The organism is Alloyangia pacifica (assembly GCF_900116195.1).
GTDB lineage: Bacteria > Pseudomonadota > Alphaproteobacteria > Rhodobacterales > Rhodobacteraceae > Salipiger > Salipiger pacificus.
Window position 1 is genome coordinate 1 of the sequence record NZ_FOZW01000009.1, and the last position, 25,855, is coordinate 25,855.

Genomic DNA, 25,855 nt, shown 5'->3' on the forward strand with positions numbered 1-25,855 from the left:
TCCTGTCCTCCTACGTGCTCGGGCACAGCCACGGCGAGATCGCCGGGCGGCTGGCAACGCCGCTGGGCACGGTGAAGGCACGTATCCGGCGCGGCTTGCTCAAGCTGAGGGAGTGCCTGTCATGACGGACCGTTCTCTTGATCTGCTGATCGACGAGGTTGTGCTCGGGCTCGCCTCGGAGGCTGATACCGCGCGGCTGGAGGAGCTCGCCGCGCGCGACCCCGAGGTGGCGGCGCGGCTTGCAAGCGCGCGTGGCCGCTTCGCCCCGCTCGACGAGACCGCCGACGACCTGCCGCTGCCGGTAGATTTCTGGGAGCGCCTCGCGCCGCGGCTGGATCTATCGGACGAGACGTCGCCTCCGCCGGAGCCTGAAACGGCAGGTGCCGAGGTGATCGACCTTGCCCCGCTGCGCGCGCGCCTGACCCGCTGGCGCAGCGCCGCCGTGACCGGGATCGCCGCCAGCCTGCTGCTGGCCTGCCTGCTGGGCTGGTCGCTGCTCACGCCACCTGACCCCCTGGTCGTGGCGGTGCTGCTGGATGACCGCGGCGAAGCCATCGCGCTTGTCGAAAGCGCGCCGGACAACACCACCCGCGTGACCCTGCTCGAGCGACCCGACGTGCCCGCGGGCCAGGTGATGCAGGTCTGGACCAAACCCGAGGAGGACGGACCGCCCGTCTCGCTGGGCCTGCTCTCCACCGGCCTGTCACGCGTATTGAGTATCGAAGGCCTGCCCGAGCCGCATCCGACGCAGCTCTATGAGATCACTTTCGAGCCCGCCGGCGGCTCGCCCACCAACCTGCCGACCGGACCCATCCTCGGCAAGGGGCTGGCCAAGCAGCCGGTGACCTAAGACAGGCGTAGTGTCTCGCGATCCGTTGGGGTTGGGAGGCACCGAAAGGTGATCGCCGGAGGCCCCCGTAGTCGTCGCGCTCGATGAGAGAACCTGCGTGCAACCATCGCCGAACAGCGCATCGCGCCAAGAGCCATCGCTGAATTTGGCATCGTCTGGCAAGCTCAGGTGCCAGGCGTTCGTGCCATGACCTTGTGTCCACAGCTTCGCCCCATTCACAAGGTATCGCGTGGTGATCTAAAAGATTGTGAAACGACAACTTTTTCTAACTGTGGGCTGAAACTTGGACCAAAAACTCGCACTCGCGGCACCCGGGATCGCCGCCGACTTCTGTGGGATCAAAGTGCCCGCCTCCAAGTTCGTCCACGCAGGTCGGGCCGCCCGGATCAGATCCGGGAAATATGAAGGACAGGAGATCAAAGCCAGCCTGCACATCGTCGGCGAAGAGGATGTCGTGCTTGAGATCGGATCCGGTATCGGCTTGGTTGGTGCGGTGATTGCCGCCAACGCAAAGCCGGTCAAGGTCGCGTCCTATGAGGCGAATCCCAACCTGATCCCGGTCATAGAAGAATTATACGAACTCAACGGTCTGACCGACCGGATTTCCGTGAAGAACGCGGTGCTGGTCACCGCGCCTGATGCGCCAGCCTCGCTGCCCTTCTACCTTCACAAAAGCTATCTTGGCTCGTCTTTGCTGCACACCGATAGCAAGCGCCCGAAAGAGCAGGTCGAGGTTCCGACCTCCAGCTTTTCAGTGGTCTGCGGCGACCTGAAACCGACTGTGCTGGTCATGGATATCGAAGGCGGCGAACTTGACCTGCTGCGCCACGCAGATCTGTCCGGCTTCCGTGCGATCGTCTTGGAGTTCCACCCCAAGGTCTACGGCCCCGGGGGGATGCGCGCGTGCAAAAGGTTTCTGAGGCGCGCTGGCTTTCAGAAACAGACGGAGGTTTCGACCAAGACGGTGTGGGCCTGTATTCGGACGTCTGGCCAGGCTGATGACGCCGATGCCTGAAGACAAGCCGCTGTCGACCGGGGGCTGGTCCGAGCAAATCGTAAACGTGCGGCATGCAACCGTTTTGCCGCCCGTGCAGCCCGGGTTCGTGCAAGCCTGTGGTGTGCTGGATGCTGAGGGACGGTATTGCCACCATGGGGCGACGTGGCGCAAACATCGCGCCCTCACGATCGCGCCCGAGATGCCGCAGACCGTGACCAACACCCTGACGGGCCGGTGGCTTTGGGGCGGGGTCATGCGCTCGCATTTTGGTCACTTCCTGACCGAAAGCACGGGCCGCCTTTGGGCGCTCGACGCGACCGAGGAGCCGATTGCAGGCATCGTCTTCACCCATAAACGGCCACGCGGCAGGAAGCTGAACAATTTTCAGAGGCGGTTCTTTGACCTCTTGGGCGTGGATGTGCCAGTGCGTGTCCTCAGGGCTCCGACGCGTGTAGAGCGCCTGATCGTCCCGGGCCAAGGATTGGGTCTGGGTGAGATCGCGGCTGGCACACAAAAGGTCCGGGATCAGTTTGCCTCGCGTTTCGCCGCGCAGGTCATGCCAAATGGTTCCGAGAAGCTCTATATCAGCCGATCGCGGCTGGGCCCCGAACTCGGCTCGATTCTGGGTGAAACCTGTCTCGAGAAATTGTTGGCCGAGGAAGGCTATGAAATCTTCCATCCGCAAGCGCATAGCCTCGAGGACCAGATTGCCCGTTATCGGGCCGCGCGCCATGTGATTGCGGCAGATGGATCGGCCTTGCATCTTCTAGCAATGGCCATGCCACGCGCACAGCGCGTCGCCATCATCGCGAGACGAAAATCCAGCGCAGTCGATCTTCTGGTGCGCCATGTCGGTTCCTTCATGGGCACGACTCCCTTGGTCATTCACGCGATCAAGAAAGAATGGTTGCGCAACGACACATCCACCCGAAAGCGGTTTGCCTTCGGCGAGCTGAGTTTTGTCGACTTGGGCGCGACTCTGCAGGCCGCAGGTTTTGTGTCCAACGGCGCGTGGACAGACCTCCCGGATCAGGCCGTTCGAGACGCACTTATCGAACGCGGCAGAATGGCACCCGATGGTGATGTCGTTCCCTGACACGGCCACTATGGCTCCGGGAAGCGCAACGGGCGCGAGATCCGCTTGAAGAGCAGGCTGTCCAGCCCAAGGTCACATTGGCAGCATGTTTGGCTCGCCGGACCCATCGGGAACAGGTCTTCAAGAGATGACCCCGAGTGTTGGCGCGGCGGGTTGCGGGCGGCCGAACGGCGCCGGTCCAGAAAACCCGGGGCAGCGCAGCGCAAGGCGTCTGCATGCGAACGATCTAACCTTAAGGTTTCTAAGACTGAAACCTCTTCAACGAGATGTGCAACAAGCCCTGGAACAGCGCGAAACTTGCGCCCGCTGGCCTGCTAGCATTGAGCCGCGCCAAGGGAAATTCAAGGCGCTTTGCCGCGACGTTTGCAGCGATTTCCATGTGCGCATCCAGACGCTGGCATGTTAAGGAATGTATACATTTTCACCGAACCTGTCGCAAAAAATCGCTCAACAGGTACAGCCCCGTAGCCAATGCTTGCGAGTGCCTTCCGTCCTTGGTGAAGCTCACCTCATTACCTTGATGAAATTACCGTGACGAACCAGCATTCGGGACAACGCAATGACCGAAAAAACAAATGCGGACCCGTTTCTGGGCGAGCTGTCTGCCCGTGACATTCAAGTTGCCAACCGCGTATTTCTCGGGCGCGGCGCCACTGAAGCCGAGGTCGCACGCAAGCTCAAAAACCATCAGACACTCGCCCAACTGCGTCGCACCTACTGGGCTGCCCCGGCATTTCAGGCGATGGTGCAGGAAATTGCGCCTTCCAATTGCGGCGGCAAGCGTGCCGTGAGCCTCAAGGAGGCCGAGACGCTGATCCACCTGCATGTGCCCAAGACAGCAGGCTCATCGCTTTCAGCAATGCTGTCCAGGGACGTGGCCCGGGAGGACAAGCTCGCGTTTAGTGAAAACGAAAAGAACATCCTGCTCAAACGTCCCCCAGAACAGCGTGCATCTCTGAAGCTGATCCATGGTCATTTGAACCATGGGATCGATGAGCTTCTGTCGCAGCAATGCCATTACCTTACGGTGCTGCGGAAGCCCAAGGACCGCATCCTGAGCCTCTATCGCTACTCCAAGCGTCAAAAAACGCATCCGCTCTACAACATGCTGAACACGCGGGACATGAGCTTTGGCCAATATCTCGAGTTCTGCTCGGAGAACCCCTACAGAGTGGTCGATACCGACAACGGTCAGGTACGCCGGATTGCCTCTACCCGTGCGGCACCCGGTGACCGTCATGTTCTTCCGCAGCTGTTCTCAGAAGCACTGTCAAATATCTTCGCACCCAATATGACCTTCGGGCTTACCGAGCATTTTGCCGATTTCGCCAAGCGCCTTCATGCGAAGGGCATAATCGCCTCGTCGGTCGAGAAGCGCGAGAACGTGGCGCCGAGTAGGGCCAGCATTTCTTCCGTTCTGGACGATCTGTCGATGCGGCAGCGCGACATCCTCGAGGAGTTCACCCTCTGGGATCAGCGCTTTTACGACATATGTGAGAAGGTCTATTTCCTGACCGATCCAGCCTCATGAGCTGACCCCGGAGAGTGGTCGGGGCTAGATGCTGAAGCATCGTCGACCATCGAAATTCTTGCGCTGTTGCAACTCCGCCCTTTTTACCCCAACCCGTTCCCGCTAGATCTCGGTTTCGAGCAGGAGAGACCGCGGTCGATCACGACCGCGGGGGGGAGTTCTGGAGATCAGCCGAAGGGGTTACTTTGGAACGGACTGTGCTGAATACCGACGACAGCATCCCCGGGGCGGGGAGCTATGAATGGCATGTCGGGGAGGACAGGCTGCTCTGGAGCAGGGGCCTGGTGCAGCTCTACGGGCTGACGCGTGTGGATGAGCACGCTGAGGCCTTTTATGCGCTGGTGCACCCGCAGGACCGGGACCGCCTTCGCCGCGAAGTGCAGGAGGTCTGTGCCCGCGCCGATCATTTCGAGCACCGCTTCAGGATCCTGCGTCCCGACGGGCGCGTACGTCACGTGCTAGACCGTGGGCGGGTTGTCAGGGACGCGCAGGGGTCCGCGGTCAGGCTGTCCGGCGTCGAGATGGATGTCACCGAGATTGTCGAGGCGTCGTGCGGCGGGACGGGAGGGCCGGGCGCTGATGGCAGCGACAGGCCGCCCGCGGATGCGGAAATCCTCGACGCGGTCTTCAGCGACGCCCCCGTCGGCATTGGCATCTGGGACCGCGATCTGAAGTTCGTGAAGATCAATCCGCTGCTGGCCGAGATGAACGGGCTGCCGCCGGAGGCGCATATCGGCAAGACCCCCAAGGAACTGCTTCCAGAGGTGCATGACATCGACGGGGTCACCCAGCTGCTGCAGGAAATCCTCACAAGCGGCCTCGTCAGGCGCAACGTCGAGATCTCGGGCGTCACGCCGGCCCGACCCTCCGAGCGGCGCTATTGGAAAGAGCACTTCTTCCCGATCAAGTCCGCCGGTCGGGTGACCGGCCTTGCCGCCATCGTCGAGGACATCACCGAGACGCGCAAGGCGCAGGAGACGATCGACGCCCTGCTGCACGAGCTGAACCACCGCAGCAAGAACATGGTCTCGCTCATCCTGGCCATCAGCCGGCAGACGGCGCGGTCCCGGCCCGAGGACTTCCTTCCGGTGTTCCAGAGCCGGCTCGAGAGCATGGCGGCGGCGCAGGATCTTCTGGTCCAGCGCAGCTGGCAGGACATCGATGTCGAAGCGCTGCTGCGCTCGCAGCTGCCTCACGTCGCGCATCTGATCGGAGAGCGCATCCGGCTGCGCGGTGCGCCCGAAGTGCTGGTGCCAGCCGCCGCGGCGCAATCGCTGGCGCTGGCGATCCATGAGCTGACGACGAATGCGCTCAAATACGGTGCCCTGTCCGACGAGCAGGGCAGGCTCACGATTTGCTGGCAACTGTCCGCGGATGGCCGAAAGTTGCAGATCGTCTGGCGCGAGCGGGGCGGGCCGTTTGTCTCGCCTCCAACGCGGACGGGCTTCGGCTCGACGCTGACCGGCGCGATGCTGCAATCCACGCTGGGGGGCGAGACACGGGCCGACTATGCGAGCGAGGGCTTCACCTGGAGCGTGGAGTTTCCGCTGCAGGGCTGATCCGCTGACCCGGGCATGATGCCCGGGCCGCTCCGCGCGCCATCTTTGTCGATCGCCGCTGCGGGAATGGCAGAACCTGACCGGCGGGGCAGGACGCGCTTGCGGATTTCAGGGTCCGGCATATCGTCCCGCGCACCGTCTTTCCTGCGCGCTGACTGCGATCCAAGGTAGGCGGGCGGCGATGATCCGCTGCCGGTGACGGGACCGTGATGGCCCTTGGGTGATCCGACCCGAGGCGCGGCCCGTAATACGACCATAACGAAGCAAACCCTGGGCTGTCCGGCAGGGCCGGCAGAGCGGTGCCTGCGGCTGCAGTTTGTCCCGCGCGCCGAAGGGGCTAGCTCCCACCATAGCCAAACGTTCTACGGAAGTTCCCATGACCGCAGAAGTCCTCGCCCGGCTACAGTTCGCCTTCACGGTGTCATTCCACATTATCTTCCCCGCCTTCTCCATCGGGCTGGCAAGCTACCTTGCCGTGCTGAACGGCGCGTGGCTGTGGACACGGGACGGTCGATACCTTTCCCTGTTCAATTTCTGGAAGAAGATCTTCGCGGTCGCCTTCGGCATGGGCGTCGTCTCGGGCATCGTCATGTCGTACCAGTTCGGCACCAACTGGTCGGTGTTCTCCGACAAGGCAGGGCCGGTGATCGGGCCGATGATGGCCTACGAGGTGCTGACCGCCTTCTTCCTTGAGGCGGGCTTCCTGGGGATCATGCTGTTCGGGCGACAGCGGGTGGGCGACGGGCTGCACATGCTGGCGACGTTCATGGTCGCCTTCGGCACGCTGATCTCGGCCACTTGGATCCTTGCGGTGAACAGCTGGATGCACACGCCCGCGGGCTTTTCCATCGCCGAGAATGGCCAGTTCGTGCCCGAGGACTGGTGGCAGATCGTCTTCAACCCCTCCTTTCCCTATCGGCTGGTGCACATGGTGCTGGCGGCCTATCTGACCACCGCGCTGGTGGTCGGGGGGGCCTCGGCGTATCAGCTGTTGAAGACCCCCGGCCACCCGGTGTCGAAGAAGAGCCTGTCGATGGCCATGTGGATGCTGGTGATCGTCGCGCCGCTGCAGATCTTCGCCGGCGACCAGCACGGGCTCAACACGCTCGAACACCAGCCTGCCAAGATCGCCGCCATGGAGGGCCACTTCGAGAGCCACGAGGGCGGTGTGCCGCTGGTGCTTTTCGCGATCCCCGATCAGGAAAACCAGGAACTGGATTACGCGCTGGAGATCCCGCATCTGGGCTCGCTGATCCTGACCCACAGCTGGGACGGGCAGATCCCCGCGCTGTCGGAGTTTCCCATCGAGGATCAGCCCCCCGTCTGGATCGTCTTCTGGTCGTTCCGGGTGATGGTGGCGCTCGGCTTTGCCATGCTCGGGCTGGCGCTCTGGGGGCTCTGGGCCCGCTGGCGCGGCTGGCTCTACAGCGATCCCTGGCTGCTGCGTGCCTGCGTGACACTCGGCCCGGCGGGGTTCATCGCCGTGCTCGCGGGCTGGATAACCACCGAGGTCGGCCGCCAGCCGTGGACGGTCTACGGCCTGCTGCGCACCTCCGAGAGCCACTCGCCGCTGGACCTGCCGGCGCTGACCACATCGCTGATCGGCTTTGTCGTCGTGTATTTCTTCGTCTTCGGGGCGGGCACCTTCTACCTGCTGCGGATGATGCGCAAGTCGCCGGACACGGCGCGGCTCGGGCTGCGCGACGGGCCAATCCGCACGGCGGGGATCATGCCGGGGCCCGCGCAGAGCACCGAGAACAGGAGCGACTGACATGTTCGGAGTGGAGCTTTCCTTCATCTGGGCCGGGATCATCGCCTTTGCGGTGCTGGTCTACGTGATCCTCGACGGGTTCGATCTTGGCGTCGGCATCCTGTTTCCGCTGGCCCGAACCGAGCAGGACCGCGACGTGATGATGAACTCGGTGGCGCCGATCTGGGACGGCAACGAGACATGGCTGGTGCTGGGCGGCGGCGGGCTCTTCGCGGTCTTTCCACTGGCCTATGCGGTGGTCATGCCGGCGCTCTACGTGCCGATCATCCTGATGCTTTTGGCGCTGATCTTTCGCGGCGTCGCCTTCGAGTACCGCTGGCGAACGAAACGCTGGAAGCGACTGTGGGATTTTGCCTTCTTTGGCGGCTCATTGGTGGCGGGCTTCTCGCAGGGCATGGCGCTTGGCGGTCTGGTGCAGGGTATCGAGGTGGTGAACCGCGCCTATGCCGGCGGCTGGTGGGACTGGCTCTCGCCGTTTTCGCTGCTCACCGGGCTGGCGGTGGCCACGGGCTACGCGCTGCTCGGCGCCACGTGGCTGGTGATGAAGCTTGAGGGAGCTATCCATGATCGGATGCGCCGGGTCGCGCAGCCGCTCGGGCTGGCAACGCTGGTTTTCCTCGGGTTGGTGTCGATCTTCACCCCGCTGCAGGATGAGGTCTATTTCGAGCGCTGGTTCACTGGCGGGTCGCTGGCCTTCGTCGTGGTGGTGCCGCTTCTCGTGCTGCTTTGCACGGCGGGCCTGTGGAAAGGGCTGCGCGGCGGTGGCGACCGGCTGCCGTTCTTCTCGGCGCTGGGGTTCTTCGTGCTCGGCTTCATCGGCATCGGCATCAGCTTTTATCCGATGATCGTGCCGCCCTCGCTGACCATCGTCGAGGCCGCGGCCCCCGACAGCAGCCTTGCCTTCGCGCTGGTCGGGACGGTGATCCTGATCCCGATCATCCTTGCCTATACCGCCTATGCCTACTGGGTGTTTCGCGGAAAGATCGATCCTTCCGAGGGCTACCACTGATGCGGGGGAGGCGGTTGCTCTGGTTCGTCGGCCTTTGGGTCGCCGGGGTCGTTTGTGTCGGCACGCTGGCGCTGCTGATCCGGGTTGTACTGCCCTACTGAGAGGGGGGCATCGCGCCGAATAATTCTTCTCCCACCTTGAGGGAATCCGACGTCAGCAAGATCCCAACACGTGCTGAGCCAGTTCCCTTGTCGCGGTCCACCCGCAGTGCGCGAACTCCTTTAAGACCGTGGTGAATTGGCGGGCTCTGGAAAACCTGTCGCGTCAGAACACGCGCGCGGCTCTTTGCTACAGGGGCCGTGAGTGCTGTCGATCGATGAAGCCTGAGAGGCCTACGTGTTTCAGTGCCCCGAAGGCCGCCCGACCTTCGGATCTTGACGAGGCACAGTCATGCGTTGTGGCGCTCGACCTATGGTGGCTCTCAAGTCGGCTAGGGCTCACTCGGAGTTTTCTCTCCGGTTCTGGTCATCCGATGTGACTGGCCTAGGTTCAAGCAGAATACGCGATGGAAAGTCGCGCCTGATCACAAGGGGAGAGAGCGTTGACACGCAGGTTGGTCAACCTCGGGAGCGGATTCTGGAATATCCGTTGCACCATGAAAGTGGCCGGGATCGTCAACATCGGGACGCAAGTCTCGATCGTTCGATTGCGGAGCGGTCGTTTCGTGTTTCTCGACAGCTACGCGCTCAATGGCGAAATCCGCGAGCTCGTCATGGGGCTGACCCAGGATGGCAGTCTGGTGGAGGCGGTTCTCAACCTTCATCCGTTCCACACGCTGCACTGCGCTGCCATGGCACGGGATTTCCCAGATGCGAAGTTCTACGGCTCTGAGCGGCATCGCCGTGTTTGTGCCTCGGTGCCCTGGGAAGCTGAAAATGTGGAAAGCCCATCTGTGGCGGAGAAGTATTCTCGAGACCTCGAATTTTCGCTGCCAGCCGGCATCCAGTATTTCTCTGAGAACGAGAAGGTGCACGCGGGCTCGCTCCTGGCGTTTCATCCAGCCAGCGGGTCTCTCCACGTTGACGACACTCTGAATGTTCTTCCTGTGCCAGGAGCGCTGCGCGGGTACGTACCGCGGCTCGTCCTGCATCCCACGCTAGGGGCGGCGATGAAGGCCGAAGAAGGGTCGAATGAGAAGTTCTGCCGCTGGCTCGAGGATATTGGGGCGCGGTGGTGCGGCACGAAGTCCGTCTGCGCCGCTCACAATGGGGTCGCACGTTTTGCGGAGGGCGATTTCGAGCAAGTCATGCGCGGCCTCGCAGCGCGGACCCGGAAACGACCAGCGGCCTAGCCTTGCTCCAGGTCCGCGCCGCAGACCTTGCTAGATTCTGTCAGAGACTTGTCCTTTGAGCGGGTGCCGCAGGCGGGGCGCGGCAAGTCAAATGCTCGATATTTGTTCTTTTGCGCATAGTGGCGCTTATGCGACTCCGGGGCAGTTGAGGCGCGCTTTGGACCGGTCACTGAACGACACGCGCGACCTGAGGCAATATCGATCATCGTCGTCGTGGTCAGCCTCAACCGGGATACAGAATGTATGTTGTATGTCGGTCCCCGATCAGTCGCGGGGCACCCCATGTCGGCCCCCTTGGGCTGGCGCCAGTGAGCGCGTGCAATCGGGCCGAGTCCTTGCCGGTGCGCTCCTGCGACTCCAGAAGCAGCTGGCCTCCGTCAAACTGCTCATCATCGATGAGCTGGGTTTCGTGCCTATGTCAAAGACCGGCGCCGAGTTGCTGTGGGGGTCGCCACGGTCCCGCCGGTGACCGGAGAAATCACCGCCATGCCACGCGACACGTCAAGCGCGGGAGTGATGCCGCGGGCTTCCATCGTGTCGGTGGCAATGGCGGGCAGGGATCAGGCGAGCATTGCCGGCCCCCTCTTCGGATCAGGCATGCGCACGACCGAGAACGGCGCGCGCCTGAGCGAGCGAGGCCGCCTCGGCCTCGGCGTAACGCTGGTGCAGATCGACGACCGGCACTCCGAGGTCGGCCTCGAAGCGGTCGCGGTTGGGATTGGCGACAAAGCTCTGGGCGGCCTCGTCGCCGAGGTTGGATTGGAAAATTCCGGCGGCGGAGACGGGAAGGAAATCTTCGTAGATGATCGGATCGGCGCGCAGGACCCCTGCGGCGACAAGCGCGGAGGCGTCGCGCGACAGGTCGGCGCCTGTCGCCGCCTTGCCGGTTGCGCTGTAGCGGAAGTATCCGAGGCCCTCTGCGCGGAGCGTCTCAAGATCATCGGGAAATTCTGCGAAGACCCGCGCCAGCGTCTCCATGTAGTCACTGGCGTTGGAGCCGTCGGCCGCCGGGCGCCCGATCTCTCGGGTTTGGGTCAGCAGACGGTCATAGAGCGCCTGGCCCTTCGGTGTGAGTGCGAGGCCGCGCTGCTCGATCTCGCCGAAGCGCGCGGTGTGGCTGCCGGCAACCGTGGTGACGCCGTCGCTGTAGGAAACGGGCTCTTCGAGCGCCTTGAAAGAGGTCTGGCGCAGCAGGATCGGCACTGCGCGAGACGGTGGGCCCTCGATCACCGCTTTCGGCGCGATGCCGCGTTCGGGCATCAGGCGCTGGACCTCGTCGATATCGAGGGTGCGCGGCGTGAGGTGGTTGATATGCGGTCCCTTGAAGGCCACCACGTCGGCCACGAGGCGGTGCGCTGCGTGCAGGCGTTGGTAGAGCGCGTGGCTGACATTGGCCTCGGGGTGCCAACGGAAGGTTTCAAGCGCCTCGGCGACGAAAGCCTCGGCGTCCTTGGCGGAGAGACCGCCCTGCGCCTCGGCGCGCGCGATGAACTCGAGACAGCCCTCGGTGAAGATCCGACGGTCCTCAAGGACCTTCTGCGCTTCGGCACGGAGGGCGTCGTCCGTGATCAGGTCGAGGCGGAGAAGCGAGGTGAAGACCCGGAAGGGATTTGCGTTCAGTGCCGCGTCATCGAGCGGGCGGAAGGCGGTGGAATGGACTGGGACGCCGGCGACGGACAGATCGTAGTAACCGACCGGGAACATCCCCATCACCGCGAAGAGCCGGCGCATCGTCGCCAGTTCCTGCGGGGTGCCCAGCCGGATCGCGCCGTGGCGCTCCTCACTGATGCGGTCGAGCTCGCCCAGCTCCTCGAGGCGTGCGCGTTCGGCGGGGTGAGCTGCGAGGGTGGCGTCGTTGACGTCACGCACCAGCTCGAGCAGCGTGCCGTAAGCGGGCACCTCGTCGCGGTAGAGCGTCGACATGGCACGGGAAAAAAGCGTTCGGATCGCGTTGGGATCAAGATGGGACAAGGGCGTCGGGCCTCCGGTGGGTGTCGCGTCGTGCGTGGGCCGGTCTTCGGCGCATCGGAACCACAGGGATGGTCCGGACTGGCCGCATGCCGGTTGCGCAGGGATGCTGCTTGACATGTAAGCGGCCGCGCGTGGTTTTCGGTTGCGCGGTCGGCAGGGCGGGAAGGATGCGGCATCTCGGGTGTTCGAGGCTGCCGCCGGTCGGTCGCCCGCGCGGGCGACCGATGTCTTGGTTGCGCCGGGCACCCTTCGCGCGCCCGGCCGTCTTGCTGGTCAGGGGCAGAGCGTCGCGCACGCCCGCGTCAGCCGGGCGAGGGCCTCGGTGAGTTCCGTCTCGGAGGTCGCGTAAGAGATGCGGAAATAGTTCGGGACGCCAAAGGCATCCCCGGGAACCATGGCCACATCCGCCGTCTCGAGCACCCAGTTGCAGAAGGTCGTGTCGCTGTCGATCAACGTCCCGTCCGGGGCCGTCCGGCCGATCAGCCCGCTGCAATTGGCGAAGGTGTAGAACGCCCCTTCGGGCACCCGACAGGTGATACCGTCGATCGCGTTCAGCCCTGCGACCACCAGGTCGCGCCGCTTCTGGAAGTCGGCGGCGCGCAGCGGCAGGAAGTCCTGCGGCCCGGTGAGCGCCGCGACGGCACCGGCCTGCGAGATCGAGCTGGGGCACGAGGTCGACTGGCTCTGGGCTGCCGCCATCACCTTGATGAGCGCCGCCGGGCCGGCCCCGTAGCCGATCCGCCAGCCGGTCATCGCATAGGCCTTGGAGACGCCGTTGATCGTCAGCGTCCGATCCCGCAGGTCGGGAGCGACCTGCAGCGGCGTGACGAATGCAAAGCCTTCGTAGACGATGTGCTCGTACATGTCGTCGACCATGAGCCAGACGTGCGGGTGGCGCCGAAGCACCTCGGCGAGTTCCGCGTAGTCCGCCGCCGAATAGGCCGCCCCGGTCGGGTTCGAGGGCGAATTCAGCAGTACCCAGCGGGTTTTCGGGGTGATCGCCGCCTCGAGTTGCCGGGGGGTCAGCCGAAAACCCGATGCGTCGTCGCAGGGGACCTCGACGGCGGTGCCTTCGGCCATGTTGACGATGTCGATGTAGCTGGTCCAGCAGGGGGTGGCGACGATGACCTCGTCCCCGGGATCGAGCGTCGCCATGAAGGCGTTGAAGATCACCTGCTTGGCCCCGGTCGAGACCGTGATCTCGTCGGCCGAGAACTCCAGCGCGTTGTCGCGCCGGAACTTCTCGATCACCGCCGCCTTCATCTCGGGCGAGCCGTCGAGGCGGGTGTATTTCGTCTCGCCTCGGGCCATCGCCTCCGCCGCCGCGTGCTTGATGTGATCGGGCGTGTCGAAATCCGGCTCACCGGCACCGAGAATGATCGTCGGCCGGCCGGCCCGCTTCATTTCCGCGGCGCGGTTCCCGATCGCCAGGATCTTGGAGACCCCGACCTCGGCCATCCGCGCGGCCGGGCGGAACCCGGCCTGCTGTGCAAATCGAACGGTCATGACACCCTCAGTCGATATCGAAGGTCACACCCTGCGCCAGCGGCAGCTCGCGCGAGTAGTTGATGGTGTTGGTGGCGCGACGCATGTAGGCGCGCCAGGCGTCCGAGCCGCTCTCGCGACCGCCGCCGGTTTCCTTCTCGCCGCCAAATGCGCCGCCGATCTCGGCGCCCGAGGTGCCGATGTTGACGTTGGCGATGCCGCAATCGGAGCCACGCGCGGAGAGGAAGGTCTCCATCTCGCGCAGGTCGGTGGTGAAGATCGACGACGACAGGCCCGCGCCGACCGCGTTGTGCTGCTCGAGCACCTCGTCGAAATCGGTGTACTTCATGACATAGAGGATCGGGGCGAAGGTCTCTTCGGTCACCGGGCCGGTCTGCGAGGGCATCTCGACGAGGGCCGGGTGCACGTAGTAGGCGGCATCGCCCTCGACGTCCGCACGGGCGCCGCCGTGAACCACGCCGCCAGCGGCCTTGGCCTCTTCCAGCGCGGCCTCCATGCCGTCGAAGGCCAGCTTGTCGACCAGCGGGCCGACCAGCGCGCTCGAGGTCAGCGGGTTGCCGACGGTGACGCTGGCATAGGCCTTCTTCAAGCCAGGCACGATCTGGTCATAGACGCTCTCATGGACGAAGAGGCGACGCATGGTGGTGCAGCGCTGGCCGGCGGTGCCCATCGCACCAAAGGCCACGGCACGCAGGGCCATGTCGAGGTCGGCGGAGGGGCAGACGATGCCGGCGTTGTTGCCGCCGAGCTCGAGGATGGACCGGCCAAAGCGCGCCGCCACCTTCGGGCCGACGATGCGCCCCATGCGGGTCGAGCCGGTTGCCGAGATGAGCGGGACATCGGGGCTTTCTACCAGCGCGTTGCCGATCTCGCCGGTGCCGATCAGCACCTGGCTGAGGTTCTCCGGTGCGCCGTCGAAACGGGCCAGGGCGCGGTTCAGGATCGCCTGCGAGGCCAGCGCGGTCAGCGGAGACTTCTCGGAGGGCTTCCAGATCACCGGGTTGCCGCAGACCAGCGCCAGCGCGGTGTTCCAGGACCAGACCGCGACGGGGAAGTTGAAGGCCGAGATGACGCCCACGACGCCCAGCGGATGCCAGGTTTCCATCATCCGGTGGCCGGGGCGTTCGGTGGCGATGGTGAGGCCGTAGAGCTGGCGCGACAGGCCGACGGCGAAGTCGCAGATGTCGATCATCTCCTGCACCTCGCCGAGTCCTTCGGAGGGCGACTTTCCGGCCTCGATCGAGACGAGCTTGCCGAGGGCTTCCTTCGAGGCGCGCAGTTCCTCTCCGAGCAGGCGGACCAGTTCGCCGCGCTTGGGGGCAGGCACAAGACGCCAGTCCTTGAAAGCGGCCTTGGCCCTTTCGATCGCGGCGGCGGCGGTCTCGGGCGTGTCGACGGGCAGGGTCGCGATCTGTTCGCCGGTCACCGGGCTGTAGCTCGGCATCGTGCCACCGGAGAAGTCGGCCTCGGCCACGCCGAGCGAGAGAAGCAGGGATTTGGCTTCGGTGGTGAGGGTCATTTTGCGCAAGTTCCTTTAGTTTATTCGAAAGCGTAGGTGAGAGAGGTGAGACTGGCCGCAGCCAGAAGGCCGTAGACCGTGAAACCGCGGTTGACGGCAAAGGACAGACGGCTGGGCGAGACGCCGAGATGGCGCGCCGAAATGATGGACATGGCCGAGGTGACGATGGCAAAGCCCACGCCGATCGGGTTCCATACAGTCATCATGATGGTCCCGCGCAGGGCGGTGAGCGTCAGCGCGTCGGCGTCCAGCGGGGCGCGACCGCTCGGGTTGGCCCCTGCGGCTTGAGAATTGGCAATGTCAGGTAGCATCCCGATCGTGCCAATGATGAACAGGACCGCGAGCATCTGGGCGCCGTATGTCATCGCGGCAGCCTGCAGTTGCGCCGGAACAGCAAAGATCCGCGCCGTAGCGCGTGCCAAGATCTTCGATGCACGCACATGGCCGCGAATGAGGTCCAGCGAGGTAAGAAACGCTGAGAATGCGGCGCCCTGAAGAAGCGCGTTTTCGACCCGCGGCAGGGCCTGAGGCATCAGCAGCGCGATCGCGGCCGCAACGCCAAGGCCAAGCACCGCGAAGATGCTCGTCAGCGCCAGCACCGACCCACCTGCCTGGCCCGGCACAAGCCCGCCGATCCTCACATATGCGAGGAGGCCGCTGATCCAGCGCGCCTGATCTGGACCGCGGAGCGTGCCAAGGGGGAGCGCAAACATGTGGGAGCCGGGGAGGGGACTCATGGGGTCGGAATTCGTTCGCTTGATGTCATGCCGCCCGCGAGGGGCGGCGGTCCGAAAGGCGCCAGTCTGAAGGGGGAGTGCTGACGAGAGTTGATGGCGTGATGATACGCTGCGGGAACTATCACCCGCTCAAGAGCGGATGTATAATGCCAATATCTTGCAACTTGATGCGATATGGGAATGAACATGCAGAGGCGCCTTGTTCCGGACATCTCAACGCTGCAGACCTTCGAATGCGCGGCGAGGCATGGCAATTTCACCCGTGCTGCCGAGGAACTGAGCTTGACGCAAAGCGCTGTGAGCCGGCAGATCCGTGACCTCGAGGCGCAGACGGGGCTTCGCCTGTTCGAACGCGTGCGCCAGCGGGTCGTGCTTTCGGAAACCGGAGAGCGGTTTCTTCCCGAGGTGCGCGAACTCCTGGCCCGTGCGGAGCGGATGATGATCGGCGCAATGGCGGCTGGCCAGCGGAGGCAGCCGCTGCGGGTGGCAACCTTGCCGACCTTCGGGACACGCTGGCTGATCCCGCGGCTCGGTGCCTTCGCGGCGAGTGCGCCGGACGTCGCGCTGACCATCGAATCGCGGGGGCAGCCATTCAGCTTCGACGAGGACAATTTCGATCTGGCCATCCACTACGGCCAGCCAAGCTGGCCCGGCGCGGTCGCGACTTTCCTGTGCAGCGAGGTGGTGGTGCCGGTCGCTGCCCCCTTCCTCGCGGCAAGGTTGCAGCGCGGGCAAACGCTGGAGGATTCTCCGCGACTGCATCTGACGACCCGGCCGAAGTTGTGGCAGGACTGGTTCGACCGCGAGGGGGAGGGCGCGCGCGACGCCTACAATGGTATCCGTTTCGACCAGTTCTCCATGATCATTTCGGCAGCGGTGGCGGGCATGGGGCTGGCGCTTCTGCCCTCCTACCTCATCGAGGACGAGATCGCGCGCGGCGCCCTGATCCCGGTCTCGGACCGCGCGATGGCCACCGAATACAGTTATTACATCGTGCAGCCAGAGCGTAAGCGGACCAGCAAGGCCGCCGAACTCTTCCAGGACTGGCTCCTGGGGCAGGTCACACGTCGGGAACCGGGAATGGAGAAAGGGTTGTCCGAGCCGGCCGCTCAGGATCGTGAGGGGTAGAGGCGCTTGTTGGTCTCTTCGGCGTAGCGGCGCAGGCAGTACTGCTCGTTGAGCACGCCGAGGACGCTATCGCCGGGCCCGAGCACCGCCAGGCTGTCGGCCTCATGCCGGGCGAAGGCACTGATCGCCTCACGCACGTTGAGCTCCGGGGTCAGCCAGGCATTGCGAAAGCGGGCGATCGACGAGACGGGCTCTGTGTCTTCCAACTCGTCCGAATGCAGCTCCGCGGTAAGGCAGATGCCGGAATATCGGCACTCGGTATCGCTCAGCGGGAAGGCCTTTGTGGCCCCGAGGGGAAAACGGCGCCGCGCCTCGGAGATGCGCATCGTGTCCGGAATTTCCGAAGTGCTGCGGCGCATCATTTTGCCAACGCTCAGATCGCGGATCCAGCCGACATCCGCGGCCGAGCGAATGGTCTCTCCGCGCAGGTGGAAACGCCAGGTCGAGAAGCTGTAGCCGAAGAAGTTGCGCGTGATCGCCGTGGCAATCAGCGCCGAAAAGAGCACCGCCAGCGCAAGCGGGAGGCTCATCGTCGTTTCCAGCGCTAGAAAGCTGACCGCGAGCGGTGCGCCGATGACGGTGGTGGCGAAGGCCGACATGCCGATAACGGCCAGCACCACGATGGGCAGGTCGAGGCCGGGACCGAGCATCCAAAGGATGCCGAAGATCTTGCCGAGTAGCGCCCCGAGCAGCAGCGACGCGAAGAACAGGCCTCCGCGGAATCCCGAGCCGATCGAGATCGCGGAGGCGGCGCATTTCAGCACGAAGATCATGGCCAGCATGGGCAGTGCCAGATCTTTCGACAGCACGACGCCCATGGCGCCATGGCCCGAGGACAGGATCCGCGGGCTAGCGATGGCCATCGCACCGACCAGCGCACCGCCGAGCATGGGTTGCAGCCACGGTGGCAGCGGGCTCTTTCGGAACGCCTGCTCGATCAGCGTGACGGATCGCATCAGGGCAATTCCGATGCCTGCCGCAACCACCGAAAGCACCAGGATCGGCAGGTAGGAATGGACCGGAATGTCCCCGGCGTAATGCAGGTTTTCGCCGTGCGGACCGACAAGCGCCCGTGCAACGCTCGTGGCGGTGATGGATGCCGCCAGGATCGGCAGGAGGGCCGAGACCGAGTAGGTCGCGAGGACCAGCTCGAACGCGTAGAAGGCGCCGGTCAGCGGCGCATCAAAAGCCGCGGCGATCGCCCCGCCGGCGCCAGCCGCCACGAGTTGACGCAGATCTTCGCGGCGCAGACGGAGGGCCTGGCCAAGAAGGGAGGCGATCGCGCCGGAGGCCTGCGTATAGGCCGCCTCCATTCCTACCGAGGCGCCGAACCCGCTTGAGGCGATTGTCTGGCCGGTGATGAACAAGCTGCCCGGAAGACCGATACGCCCCCCGCGAACCGCGTTGGCCTCGATGGGATCGGCGATGTGCCGAAACCATCGGCGTCCGACGAACCACGACAGCCCTAGCACGATGCCCCCGGCGGCTGGCCCGGCAAAGGCGCGAAGCGGCGCAAGGCCCTGCGTGGCGCTGATGGCGCCTGGCTGTCCGAACACGAGATGGCTGAGCAGATGCAGCGCCTCCTGCATGGCGACGACGCTGCTCGCGGCCACCGCTCCAACCGCCGCGGCGATCAGCGTATAGGCAATCTCGTTGCGCCGGACGAAAATGCGAAAGCGCGAAGGCGCGTGCAGGCGGCCGAGCGCTGCGCGCAGTTTCGTCCGGGGTCGGCGGAGCATCAATCGGTCACTCTGTCCTTGGCAAAAGCGGAGAAGGCCCGCGCAGCTGGTCAGCTGGCCTGCTGACCGCTGGACGCCTGTTCGCGCGCCACCAGGAACGCCTCGGTGCGGGCAAAGCCGTTCAGGATATGTGCCCGAACTTCTTCGGCAAGCGCATCGAAATCGTCGCCGAGTGCCAGGCTCACATATGCTTCATGGGCGTCGATGCGCGGGCCCCTGCGCCCATGCACCCGGTGGTGCGTGACCCAGTAGAGCTGAAGTTTCGCCTTGAGCGATTGCCAGGTCTGCAAAAGCAGTTTGTGCCCGCAGCGTTCGTAAACCAGCGAGTGGAGGGAGAGTTCGATGGCGATTGCCGCGTCCTCGTCACCCTTCTCGATGCTCTGCTTCAGGTCGGTGTGCAGTTGCTGAAGCGCATTCCGGAAGTCTTCGTCTCGCGTGTTCCAGATGAGCTTGAAGGCGAAGACCTCGAGTTCTGCGCGAAGCGAAAAGACCTCGCGCACGTCATCCAGTGACAAGGTCGCGACGCGCGTACCCGTGTAGGGGATGGTGATGAGGAAGCCCTCTTCGATGAGGTGGCGCAACGCCTCCCGGAGAGGGCCACGGCTGACACCGAATTGCTTCGCCAGCTCTGCCTCCACGACCGGGCTGCCCAAAGGCAGGCTGCCGTTCAGAATCGAGTTCTTTAACTCCTCGACGATCTGTTCCCTGAACGTTCTTTTTTTCAAGGGCTGCATGTGCGCATCTCCAGCAGTATTCGCCCAAAAGAAAGGCGTTCTTGTGTAAAGCCTCGCCGCCCCCCTGTCAGCGGGGCAATTTGTCATTGCATTATAATGCAGATGATCGATTGTTGACAATCATAAACGATCAAACAGCAGGGTATCTGGAAAATGAACTTCACTAGACGATCGATCCTTAGCGCCGCAGGCACCGGCATGCTCCTCGGCCTCGTTCCGAACGTCACGCTTGCCGCCTCGAGCATTGAGGATGTCAAGGAACGCGGGGTGCTGCGTGTCGGTGCCGCAAGCGCGGATCCCTGGTATTACAAGGACCCGATGTCCGAGCAGTGGTCGGGCGTCGGCGTCGAGATCGGCAAGCTGATGGCGGCTGACCTGGGCGTCGAGCTCGAAATGGTCGAAACCACCTGGGGCAACAGCGTGGCGGGCATCCAGGCGAACCAGATCGACGTGATGTTCGTGCTCGACCCGACCGAGACCCGCAAGCAGGCGATCGACTTCCCGGACACGCCGTTGTTCTACTACGCGATGGGCGCACTCGTTCCCGAGGACAGCACCGCAAAGTCGTGGGCCGATTTCGACAAGTCCGACGTCCGCATCGGCGTCACGCTTGGCACCAACGTCGACACGGTGCTGACTGAAAAGCTGAAAAACGCGAAGTTCGAGCGGTTCGCCAGCAACGACGAGGCGATCGCCGCCTTCGTGTCGGGCCGCGTCGATGTCGTCTCGCAATTCCACCCTGCGCTCGTCGTCCAGGTGTCCCGCATCCGCATGGGCAAGGTCATCCTGCCCGAGGAAGTCTACGCCATCCCGACCAGCGTCGGCCTGATGAAGAGCGACGACGCCTCGTTCAAGACCTGGGTCAACGATTTCATCGGCAAGCTCTACGAGTCGGGCAAGACCGAGGAAATCTTCGAGACCTACATCAAGTCGAAGGGCATCGACCCGGCCAGCGTCCCCGGCCTGGTCAAGGAGAACTGGGACTAAGCCGCCCGGACTCTTTCACATTGAAGCGCGCGGCGCCCCTGAGTTGACCACCGGGCGCCGCCCCCCTTCCGAGGACAGACCAAGCCACATGGCATATGAATGGGACTTCGGCGTCGTACTGGCGCAATGGCCTCTCTTTTTGAAGGGCCTGGGCGGGACGCTGTTGATCGCGGCGATCTCGATCGGACTGGGCGTGATACTGGGTGCGATCATCGCGACCGGACGGATGTCGCGACTGGCCTGGCTGCGGATACCCGCCGGGATCTACGTGGACTTCTACCGCAACACGCCCGGCATCGTGCACTTCTTCTGGTTCTACTATGCGCTTCCGATCGTCGCGGACATCCGCATGGGACCACTCGAAGCCGCCGTGCTGGCGCTGACCACGCAGTCGGCCTCTTTCTATTGCGAGGTGTTCCGGGGTGCGATCCTGTCGCTGCCAAAAGGGCAGTGGGAAGGCGGTGCGGCCATCGGCATGACGCGGTTCCAGACGCTGCGCCGGGTGATCCTGCCGCAGGCGGCCCTGCGCATGGTCGGACCCTTCATCGAACGCACCTTCGAACTCATCAAGACGACCTCGCTCGCGTCCACGCTGGCCTACGGCGAGCTGCTCTACAGCGCGACGCAGATCTCTGCGCAGACCTACCGCCCGATGGAGGTCTACACCGTGGTCGCTCTCATCTACTTCTGCCTGCTTTTCACCTTCAGCCTTCTGGCGCGACGGGTCGAGCGGCGTCTGACCCACGTGTGAGGCCGACATGAACTATCAATGGGACTTCGGTATCATCTGGTCGAGCATGCCGGTCTTCGGTCGCGGCATCGTCGTGACCATCGAGCTTACGCTGATCTGCCTCGTGCTGGGCCTGATCTTGGGCATGCTGCTTTCTCTGGCGCAGATGAGCCGCGTCCGCGCCCTGCAGGTCGCCGGCCGGTCGTTCGTCGAGTTCTTCCGCAACATCCCGGCGTTGATCCAGCTGATCTGGTTCTTCTATGCCTTTCCGATCTTGATCGGGGCGCAGCTCAGCCCGTTCACCGCCGCCGTGCTCGGCATTACGCTGAACACTGGCGCCTATTGCGCCGAGATCTACCGCTCGGGGATCCAGTCGATCGCCCGCGGCCAATGGGAAGGCGCCCGCGCCATCGGGATGAGTGACAAGGCGATCTTCCGCCGCATCATCCTGCCGCAGGTCTTCGACCGGATGCTGCCCGCCTTCACCAACCGCGCGGTCGAGGTCGCCAAGATCACCTCGCTGGCCTCGGTGCTCAGCGTGCACGACCTGATGTACCAGGGAAGGCTGCTCTCGGCGACATACTACCGGCCTCTCGAGATCCTGACCGCGGTCGGCATCCTTTACCTGTGCATCATCTACCCGCTCAGCTTCGCCTCGATGATGGCCGAGCGCCACCTGGCGCGTAAGCGCTGAGCCAAGGAAAACGCCATGAAAAATCATATCCTGAAAGTCGAGGGGCTGACCAAGAGCTTCGGAACCAACCAGGTTCTGAAGGGCATCGATCTCGACATCGCGCCCGGTGAGCGCATCGCGATCATCGGCGGCTCCGGCTCCGGCAAGAGCACCTTCCTGCGTTGCCTGAACTTCATGGAAACGCTCACGACCGGCGCGATTTACCTCGACGGCACCCGCATCGGGCGGGTCGTCGGAAAGGACGGCGACAAGGAATCCGTCGTCTATTCGCCGCGAACGCTCTGCGACGTGCGCAAGCGGGTCGGCATGGTGTTCCAGCAGTTCAACCTGTTTCCGCACATGAGCGTCTTGCAGAACGTGATGGAAGGCCTCGTCACCGTGCTTGGCAAATCCAAGGGCGAAGCCCGGCAGATCGCCGAGGCGGAGCTGACCAAGGTCGCGCTGCACGAGAAGCTCGATGCGTTCCCCTCGCAGCTCTCGGGTGGCCAGCAGCAGCGGGTCGCGATCGCCCGAGCGATCGCCATGTCGCCCGAGATCCTGCTCTTCGACGAGCCTACCTCGTCGCTTGACCCCGAACTGGTCGGCGAGGTTCTGCGCACCATCAACACGCTGGGTGAGGAGGGGCGGACCATGCTCCTCGTCACCCATGAGCTCGGTTTTGCCTACCGTTTCGCGACGCGGGTGCTGTTTCTCTACGACGGCAAGATCCACGAGCAGGGCACGGCCGAGGAAATCTTCAAGAACCCCCAATCCGAACGGACCCGTGCCTTCATCGCACGGTCGTCGGAATTCTCTCTTTAAGGAAGCAAGATGCAGGAATATTCGAGCGCACAGGGCTATATCGGCGACAAGAAGAACGACGATGTGCTGATCTACGTGAATGGCGACTTCGTTCACCGCGACCAGGCCACCGTCTCGGTCTTCGACAGCGGCTTCGTGCTGGGCGACGGCGTCTGGGAAGGGATGCGGCTGGTCAACAACAAGCTGCTCTCGCTGGATCTGCACATGGATCGGCTGTTCGAAGGTGCCAAGGCGATCAGTCTCGACATTGGCATGAGCCGCCAGGAGGTGATCGACGCGATCATGGCGACCTGCGCCAAGAACGGGCTCACCGACGGCGCGCACATCCGCCTGATGATCTCGCGCGGGCGCAAGGCCACCCCGAACCAGGACCCGCGCTTCACCATCGGCAAGGCGACCGTGATCATCATCGCGGAACTGAAAAAGCCGAAATTTGAACAGACCGAGACCGGCCTGACGCTCTTCACCTCGACCTTCCGCTGCTCGAGCCCCGACGTCTTTGATCTGCGGCTTAACTCGCACAGCCGCCTGAACCTCATCCAGGCGCTGATCCAGGCAATCGACGCCGGCGCGCACGAGGCGCTGATGCTCGACCCGATGGGCTTTGTCGCCAGCTGCAACTCCACGAACTTTTTCATCGTGCGCAAGGGCGAGCTCTGGACCTCGACCGGGAAGTACAGCTTCAACGGCATCACCCGCGGGCATGTCTTCGACCTCTACGGCGAGCACATCGGCCCGGCGAAGCAGCTCGATTTCACCCTGGCGCAGGTCTATTCCGCCGATGAGGTCTTCGTGACCGGCACGCTTGGCGGCGTGACCCCGGTGAACAAGGTCGATGGCCATATCATCGGCGACGGCAAGACCGGCCCGATCACCAAGCAGATCACCAAGATCTACTGGGACTGGGTCCGCGAAAGCTGCGCGGACTGATCCGGAATGGCCGGATTGCTCTACCTGAGCGCCTCGGACATCGCGTCACTGGATATCGGCGTTGCCGATATTCATGACTGCGTCGGCGCGATGTTCCGCGACAAGAGCGCAGGGCGCACGCTGATGAAGCCAAAGCTCTCGATCCCGCCGCGACCGGGCTACGTGGTCGAGGCGTTGGTCGGTGCGGCGCTCGACGTGGATACCGCAGGCTGCAAGTGGCTCGGTGTCTCGAAGGGCAACGCAAGGCGCGGACTTCCCACGATCAATGCGACGATCCTGCTCAGCGGGATCGAGGACGGGCAACCCCGCACGATCATGAACGGCAGCTGGGTGACCGGCGTGCGGACGGCCGCCTGCACGGCGCTGGCGGCAGAACACCTGGCTCCTGCCGGCGCGCGGACGGTCAGTTTCATTGGCTGCGGGCTGCAGGCGCGCACCCATCTCGCGGCCCTGCGCCACGTGCGTCCGACTCTGACGCGGGTTGTTGCCTTCAGCCGCCGCCGCAGCTCCGCCGAGAGCTTTGCCGCACATTGTGCGGAACTCGGATTGAGGGCGTCTGTCACCGAAGACCCGCGCGCCGCGGTCGAGGCGGGGGAAATGGTCATCTCGACCGTGCCGCCGTCGGGCGACCTTCGGCCGTTCCTCGATGCGGGATGGCTCGTTCCGGGTGCCTTTGCGGGCGCGGTCGATCTTGGGCGCTCCTGGATCGAGGCAAGCTGGCAAGGGGCCTTCGGCTTCGTCGCGACGGATGACCTCGAGCAGAGTGAGACCCGCGGGCGCAATGGCGTCATGCTGGTGCCTGACCGCTTCGACGCCGAACTCGGTGACCTGGCTCAGCATTGCGCGGACAAGCCGCCGTCATCCGACCAGCGCACCGCGATGCTGTTCTCGGGTATCTCGCTGGCAGATATCGCCGTTGCGCGACTGGTCGAAGCCCGCGCCCGCGAGCAGGGTGTCGGAATCGAGCTCGAGCGTTGAACACGGTTTCCGCCGGGCCACCCCGGCGGAGACTTCCTCCTGTCCCTGACCCCACTGCAGATCGGCGCGCTCTCCGAGGCCTGCGCCCTTTACGAGCTCTCCCGTGACGCCGCATTTCTTCTCCTCGATCCTTGATATGTCTCCAATAGAGATCGCCAGCCTTGCCGCCGCGGCCCTGCTCGCAGGGCTTGCGCGGGGCTTTGCGGGCTTCGGCTCCGGAATGGTCTTCATCCCCCTTGCGGCAATGGTCGTCGGCCCGGCGCGTGCGGCGCCGATCCTGCTGGTGATCGATCTTCTCGGTGGGCTTCCGACGCTGCGCGGCTCCTGGCGCACGGCGGAGAAGCCGGCAAACTTCGTAATCCTGCTCGGGGCCGCTCTTGGCATGCCCCTCGGCGTGACGCTTCTGCTGCAGGGTGATCCTGAGTTGTTGCGATGGTGTATATCCGGCGCGATCTTGCTGACCCTGGCGCTGGTGGTGAGCGGACGGACCTACAGGGGGCGGACAGGCCCGCTCGTATATTCCGGTGTGGGGGTTCTCTCGGGAGTCATGAGCGGCGTGGCCCAGATCGGCGGCCCTCCGGTGGTTGCGTTCTGGATGGGTGTCGACCGATCGGTTGCGCAGCGCCGCGCCAATATCCTGTTCTACTTCGTCATCGTCAGTCTGCTGGCCTTTGTCGTCTATCTTGGGAGTGGTCTTCTGTCGCTCGACATTGCCGCCCTCAGTGTCCTGGCGGGGATGCCCTTCACCGCCGGTGTTCTGGCTGGTGGCCGACTTTACCGCTTCGCAACGCCGGAATTCGTGAAGCTCTCGACCTGCATCCTGATCCTCGTCGCAGTGTGTCTTGGCCTGCCATTGTGGGACCATCTCCGCTAGCGGCGAGGTCAACTCCGTCGCGACAATGGCGTGCCGGCTTCGTCGCGTGAGTCCAGCAGCGGGGCCGGCGTGAATGAGCGCGGCTCCACCGCCGGCCTGCAAGTCCCGGACAAGGCCAACACGTGATGAGCGTTTCACGGCAGGTTGCTTCTTAGGAGGCATTTGCCTCGGCTACATCCTTTGCACGCGGTCACTCGACCACGTCATCTCCCTGAGCGGCGCGAAAAGGTTCTGCTATTTGTCATTAAATAACAGATGGATATGGGGATTTGGCCCAGGGTGGCGACGAGTGACAATGCGACGATGACTAAAGTTCATGATTGCATGTGTAATACGAGTTTTTTCCGACACACCCTCGGTGCCTACCGTAACGGAAAACCAGAATCCTTTCCCGGCGCAGACCACTTCCGCCGGTCGGATCAC

Annotated in this window: 24 protein-coding genes and 1 pseudogene; 19 read left to right on the forward strand and 6 right to left on the reverse strand. The window is 64.0% G+C overall.

All coding sequences use genetic code 11. The features are described 5' to 3' along the window. Positions 1-14: 14 nt before the first annotated feature. From BM397_RS18050 to BM397_RS29530, 11 genes and pseudogenes are all read left to right on the forward strand, one after another. The gene (locus BM397_RS18050) at positions 15-125 is read left to right on the forward strand and encodes a sigma factor-like helix-turn-helix DNA-binding protein (protein ID WP_256218766.1); all 111 of its coding nucleotides are present in this window, start codon (positions 15-17) and stop codon (positions 123-125) included. Next, positions 122-850, forward strand: coding sequence for an anti-sigma factor (locus BM397_RS18055; RefSeq protein ID WP_092430190.1), 729 nt, complete (start codon positions 122-124; stop codon positions 848-850). The genes BM397_RS18050 and BM397_RS18055 overlap by 4 nt, the downstream gene beginning before the upstream one ends. A gap of 283 nt (positions 851-1,133) precedes the next feature. Continuing rightward, positions 1,134-1,865 carry an FkbM family methyltransferase gene (locus BM397_RS18060; protein ID WP_092430192.1) on the forward strand — a complete coding sequence of 244 codons (732 nt, stop codon included), beginning with the start codon at positions 1,134-1,136 and terminating at the stop codon, positions 1,863-1,865. Further along, complete coding sequence (locus BM397_RS18065) at positions 1,858-2,943, forward strand: glycosyltransferase family 61 protein (protein WP_176806882.1); 1,086 nt, start codon at positions 1,858-1,860, stop codon at positions 2,941-2,943. The genes BM397_RS18060 and BM397_RS18065 overlap by 8 nt, the downstream gene beginning before the upstream one ends. 559 nt (positions 2,944-3,502) lie before the next feature. Further along, positions 3,503-4,474 carry a sulfotransferase family 2 domain-containing protein gene (locus BM397_RS18070; protein ID WP_092430196.1) on the forward strand — a complete coding sequence of 324 codons (972 nt, stop codon included), beginning with the start codon at positions 3,503-3,505 and terminating at the stop codon, positions 4,472-4,474. 197 nt (positions 4,475-4,671) lie between these two features. Beyond that, positions 4,672-6,033 (forward strand): sensor histidine kinase, encoded by a 1,362-nt coding sequence (locus BM397_RS18075; protein ID WP_143015432.1) that lies wholly within the window; start codon positions 4,672-4,674, stop codon positions 6,031-6,033. Between the two features lie 376 nt (positions 6,034-6,409). Next, positions 6,410-7,804 carry a cytochrome ubiquinol oxidase subunit I gene (locus tag BM397_RS18080; RefSeq protein ID WP_092430200.1) on the forward strand — a complete coding sequence of 465 codons (1,395 nt, stop codon included), beginning with the start codon at positions 6,410-6,412 and terminating at the stop codon, positions 7,802-7,804. 1 nt (position 7,805) lies between these two features. Next, on the forward strand, positions 7,806-8,813 hold the full coding sequence (gene cydB, locus BM397_RS18085) for a cytochrome d ubiquinol oxidase subunit II (protein ID WP_092430202.1): 1,008 nt from the start codon (positions 7,806-7,808) through the stop codon (positions 8,811-8,813). Further along, on the forward strand, positions 8,813-8,914 hold the full coding sequence (locus BM397_RS29525) for a DUF2474 domain-containing protein (protein WP_218124930.1): 102 nt from the start codon (positions 8,813-8,815) through the stop codon (positions 8,912-8,914). Before cydB ends, BM397_RS29525 begins: the two co-directional genes overlap by 1 nt. A 440-nt stretch (positions 8,915-9,354) precedes the next feature. Next, the gene (locus BM397_RS18090) at positions 9,355-10,104 is read left to right on the forward strand and encodes a hypothetical protein (RefSeq protein WP_092430204.1); all 750 of its coding nucleotides are present in this window, start codon (positions 9,355-9,357) and stop codon (positions 10,102-10,104) included. 346 nt (positions 10,105-10,450) lie between these two features. After that, positions 10,451-10,549 (forward strand): annotated as a pseudogene (locus BM397_RS29530) (ATP-binding protein); the annotation flags it as partial. 146 nt (positions 10,550-10,695) lie between these two features. Here BM397_RS29530 and hglS read toward each other — a convergent pair. The 4 genes from hglS to BM397_RS18115 form a co-directional block, all read right to left on the reverse strand. Next, positions 10,696-12,075, reverse strand: coding sequence for a 2-oxoadipate dioxygenase/decarboxylase HglS (gene hglS, locus BM397_RS18100; RefSeq protein WP_245696227.1), 1,380 nt, complete (start codon positions 12,073-12,075; stop codon positions 10,696-10,698). 273 nt (positions 12,076-12,348) lie between these two features. Continuing rightward, complete coding sequence (locus tag BM397_RS18105) at positions 12,349-13,581, reverse strand: pyridoxal phosphate-dependent aminotransferase (RefSeq protein WP_092430208.1); 1,233 nt, start codon at positions 13,579-13,581, stop codon at positions 12,349-12,351. 7 nt (positions 13,582-13,588) lie between these two features. Further along, on the reverse strand, positions 13,589-15,100 hold the full coding sequence (gene amaB / locus BM397_RS18110; RefSeq protein ID WP_092430210.1) for an L-piperidine-6-carboxylate dehydrogenase: 1,512 nt from the start codon (positions 15,098-15,100) through the stop codon (positions 13,589-13,591). Positions 15,101-15,120: 20 nt separating this feature from the next. Next, on the reverse strand, positions 15,121-15,699 hold the full coding sequence (locus tag BM397_RS18115) for a hypothetical protein (RefSeq protein ID WP_143187068.1): 579 nt from the start codon (positions 15,697-15,699) through the stop codon (positions 15,121-15,123). A gap of 318 nt (positions 15,700-16,017) precedes the next feature. On the opposite strand from BM397_RS18115, the gene BM397_RS18120 reads away from it, so the two are divergent. Beyond that, entirely contained in the window at positions 16,018-16,965 is a 948-nt protein-coding gene (locus BM397_RS18120; protein ID WP_092430214.1) for a LysR family transcriptional regulator, read from the forward strand. Here BM397_RS18120 and BM397_RS18125 read toward each other — a convergent pair. Continuing rightward, positions 16,947-18,704 (reverse strand): chloride channel protein, encoded by a 1,758-nt coding sequence (locus BM397_RS18125; protein ID WP_092430216.1) that lies wholly within the window; start codon positions 18,702-18,704, stop codon positions 16,947-16,949. The two genes, BM397_RS18120 and BM397_RS18125, sit on opposite strands and share 19 nt — an antisense overlap. Before the next feature lie 50 nt (positions 18,705-18,754). Further along, positions 18,755-19,438 carry a GntR family transcriptional regulator gene (locus BM397_RS18130; protein WP_092430218.1) on the reverse strand — a complete coding sequence of 228 codons (684 nt, stop codon included), beginning with the start codon at positions 19,436-19,438 and terminating at the stop codon, positions 18,755-18,757. A gap of 153 nt (positions 19,439-19,591) precedes the next feature. Here BM397_RS18130 and BM397_RS18135 point away from each other — a divergent pair, with 153 nt between their 5' ends. From BM397_RS18135 to BM397_RS18165, 7 genes are all read left to right on the forward strand, one after another. Continuing rightward, complete coding sequence (locus tag BM397_RS18135) at positions 19,592-20,425, forward strand: transporter substrate-binding domain-containing protein (protein ID WP_092430220.1); 834 nt, start codon at positions 19,592-19,594, stop codon at positions 20,423-20,425. Positions 20,426-20,513: 88 nt separating this feature from the next. Beyond that, positions 20,514-21,176, forward strand: a complete 663-nt coding sequence (locus BM397_RS18140; protein ID WP_092430222.1) for an amino acid ABC transporter permease — start codon at positions 20,514-20,516, stop codon at positions 21,174-21,176. Between the two features lie 7 nt (positions 21,177-21,183). Next, entirely contained in the window at positions 21,184-21,849 is a 666-nt protein-coding gene (locus BM397_RS18145) for an amino acid ABC transporter permease (protein ID WP_092430224.1), read from the forward strand. 15 nt (positions 21,850-21,864) lie between these two features. Beyond that, complete coding sequence (locus tag BM397_RS18150; protein ID WP_092430226.1) at positions 21,865-22,650, forward strand: amino acid ABC transporter ATP-binding protein; 786 nt, start codon at positions 21,865-21,867, stop codon at positions 22,648-22,650. Positions 22,651-22,659: 9 nt separating this feature from the next. Next, the gene (locus BM397_RS18155; RefSeq protein ID WP_092430228.1) at positions 22,660-23,580 is read left to right on the forward strand and encodes an aminotransferase class IV; all 921 of its coding nucleotides are present in this window, start codon (positions 22,660-22,662) and stop codon (positions 23,578-23,580) included. A 6-nt stretch (positions 23,581-23,586) separates the two neighbouring features. Beyond that, positions 23,587-24,558, forward strand: coding sequence for an ornithine cyclodeaminase family protein (locus tag BM397_RS18160; RefSeq protein ID WP_092430230.1), 972 nt, complete (start codon positions 23,587-23,589; stop codon positions 24,556-24,558). Between the two features lie 103 nt (positions 24,559-24,661). Beyond that, positions 24,662-25,432 (forward strand): sulfite exporter TauE/SafE family protein, encoded by a 771-nt coding sequence (locus tag BM397_RS18165; RefSeq protein ID WP_092430232.1) that lies wholly within the window; start codon positions 24,662-24,664, stop codon positions 25,430-25,432. The last annotated feature ends 423 nt before the right edge of the window (positions 25,433-25,855 follow it).

What these genes read in the sequence shown, in the direction of transcription:
- amaB (WP_092430210.1), bottom strand. Translation starts at nt 15,100, where the DNA reads ATGACCCTCACCACCGAAGCCAAATCCCTGCTTCTCTCGCTCGGCGTG.
- BM397_RS18145 (WP_092430224.1), top strand. Translation starts at nt 21,184, where the DNA reads ATGAACTATCAATGGGACTTCGGTATCATCTGGTCGAGCATGCCGGTC.
- BM397_RS18105 (WP_092430208.1), bottom strand. Translation starts at nt 13,581, where the DNA reads ATGACCGTTCGATTTGCACAGCAGGCCGGGTTCCGCCCGGCCGCGCGG.
- BM397_RS29525 (WP_218124930.1), top strand. Translation starts at nt 8,813, where the DNA reads ATGCGGGGGAGGCGGTTGCTCTGGTTCGTCGGCCTTTGGGTCGCCGGG.
- BM397_RS18120 (WP_092430214.1), top strand. Translation starts at nt 16,018, where the DNA reads ATGAACATGCAGAGGCGCCTTGTTCCGGACATCTCAACGCTGCAGACC.
- BM397_RS18155 (WP_092430228.1), top strand. Translation starts at nt 22,660, where the DNA reads ATGCAGGAATATTCGAGCGCACAGGGCTATATCGGCGACAAGAAGAAC.
- BM397_RS18080 (WP_092430200.1), top strand. Translation starts at nt 6,410, where the DNA reads ATGACCGCAGAAGTCCTCGCCCGGCTACAGTTCGCCTTCACGGTGTCA.
- BM397_RS18125 (WP_092430216.1), bottom strand. Translation starts at nt 18,704, where the DNA reads ATGCTCCGCCGACCCCGGACGAAACTGCGCGCAGCGCTCGGCCGCCTG.
- cydB (WP_092430202.1), top strand. Translation starts at nt 7,806, where the DNA reads ATGTTCGGAGTGGAGCTTTCCTTCATCTGGGCCGGGATCATCGCCTTT.
- BM397_RS18140 (WP_092430222.1), top strand. Translation starts at nt 20,514, where the DNA reads ATGGCATATGAATGGGACTTCGGCGTCGTACTGGCGCAATGGCCTCTC.
- BM397_RS18150 (WP_092430226.1), top strand. Translation starts at nt 21,865, where the DNA reads ATGAAAAATCATATCCTGAAAGTCGAGGGGCTGACCAAGAGCTTCGGA.
- BM397_RS18065 (WP_176806882.1), top strand. Translation starts at nt 1,858, where the DNA reads ATGCCTGAAGACAAGCCGCTGTCGACCGGGGGCTGGTCCGAGCAAATC.
- BM397_RS18130 (WP_092430218.1), bottom strand. Translation starts at nt 19,438, where the DNA reads ATGCAGCCCTTGAAAAAAAGAACGTTCAGGGAACAGATCGTCGAGGAG.
- BM397_RS18160 (WP_092430230.1), top strand. Translation starts at nt 23,587, where the DNA reads ATGGCCGGATTGCTCTACCTGAGCGCCTCGGACATCGCGTCACTGGAT.
- BM397_RS18135 (WP_092430220.1), top strand. Translation starts at nt 19,592, where the DNA reads ATGAACTTCACTAGACGATCGATCCTTAGCGCCGCAGGCACCGGCATG.
- BM397_RS18055 (WP_092430190.1), top strand. Translation starts at nt 122, where the DNA reads ATGACGGACCGTTCTCTTGATCTGCTGATCGACGAGGTTGTGCTCGGG.
- BM397_RS18070 (WP_092430196.1), top strand. Translation starts at nt 3,503, where the DNA reads ATGACCGAAAAAACAAATGCGGACCCGTTTCTGGGCGAGCTGTCTGCC.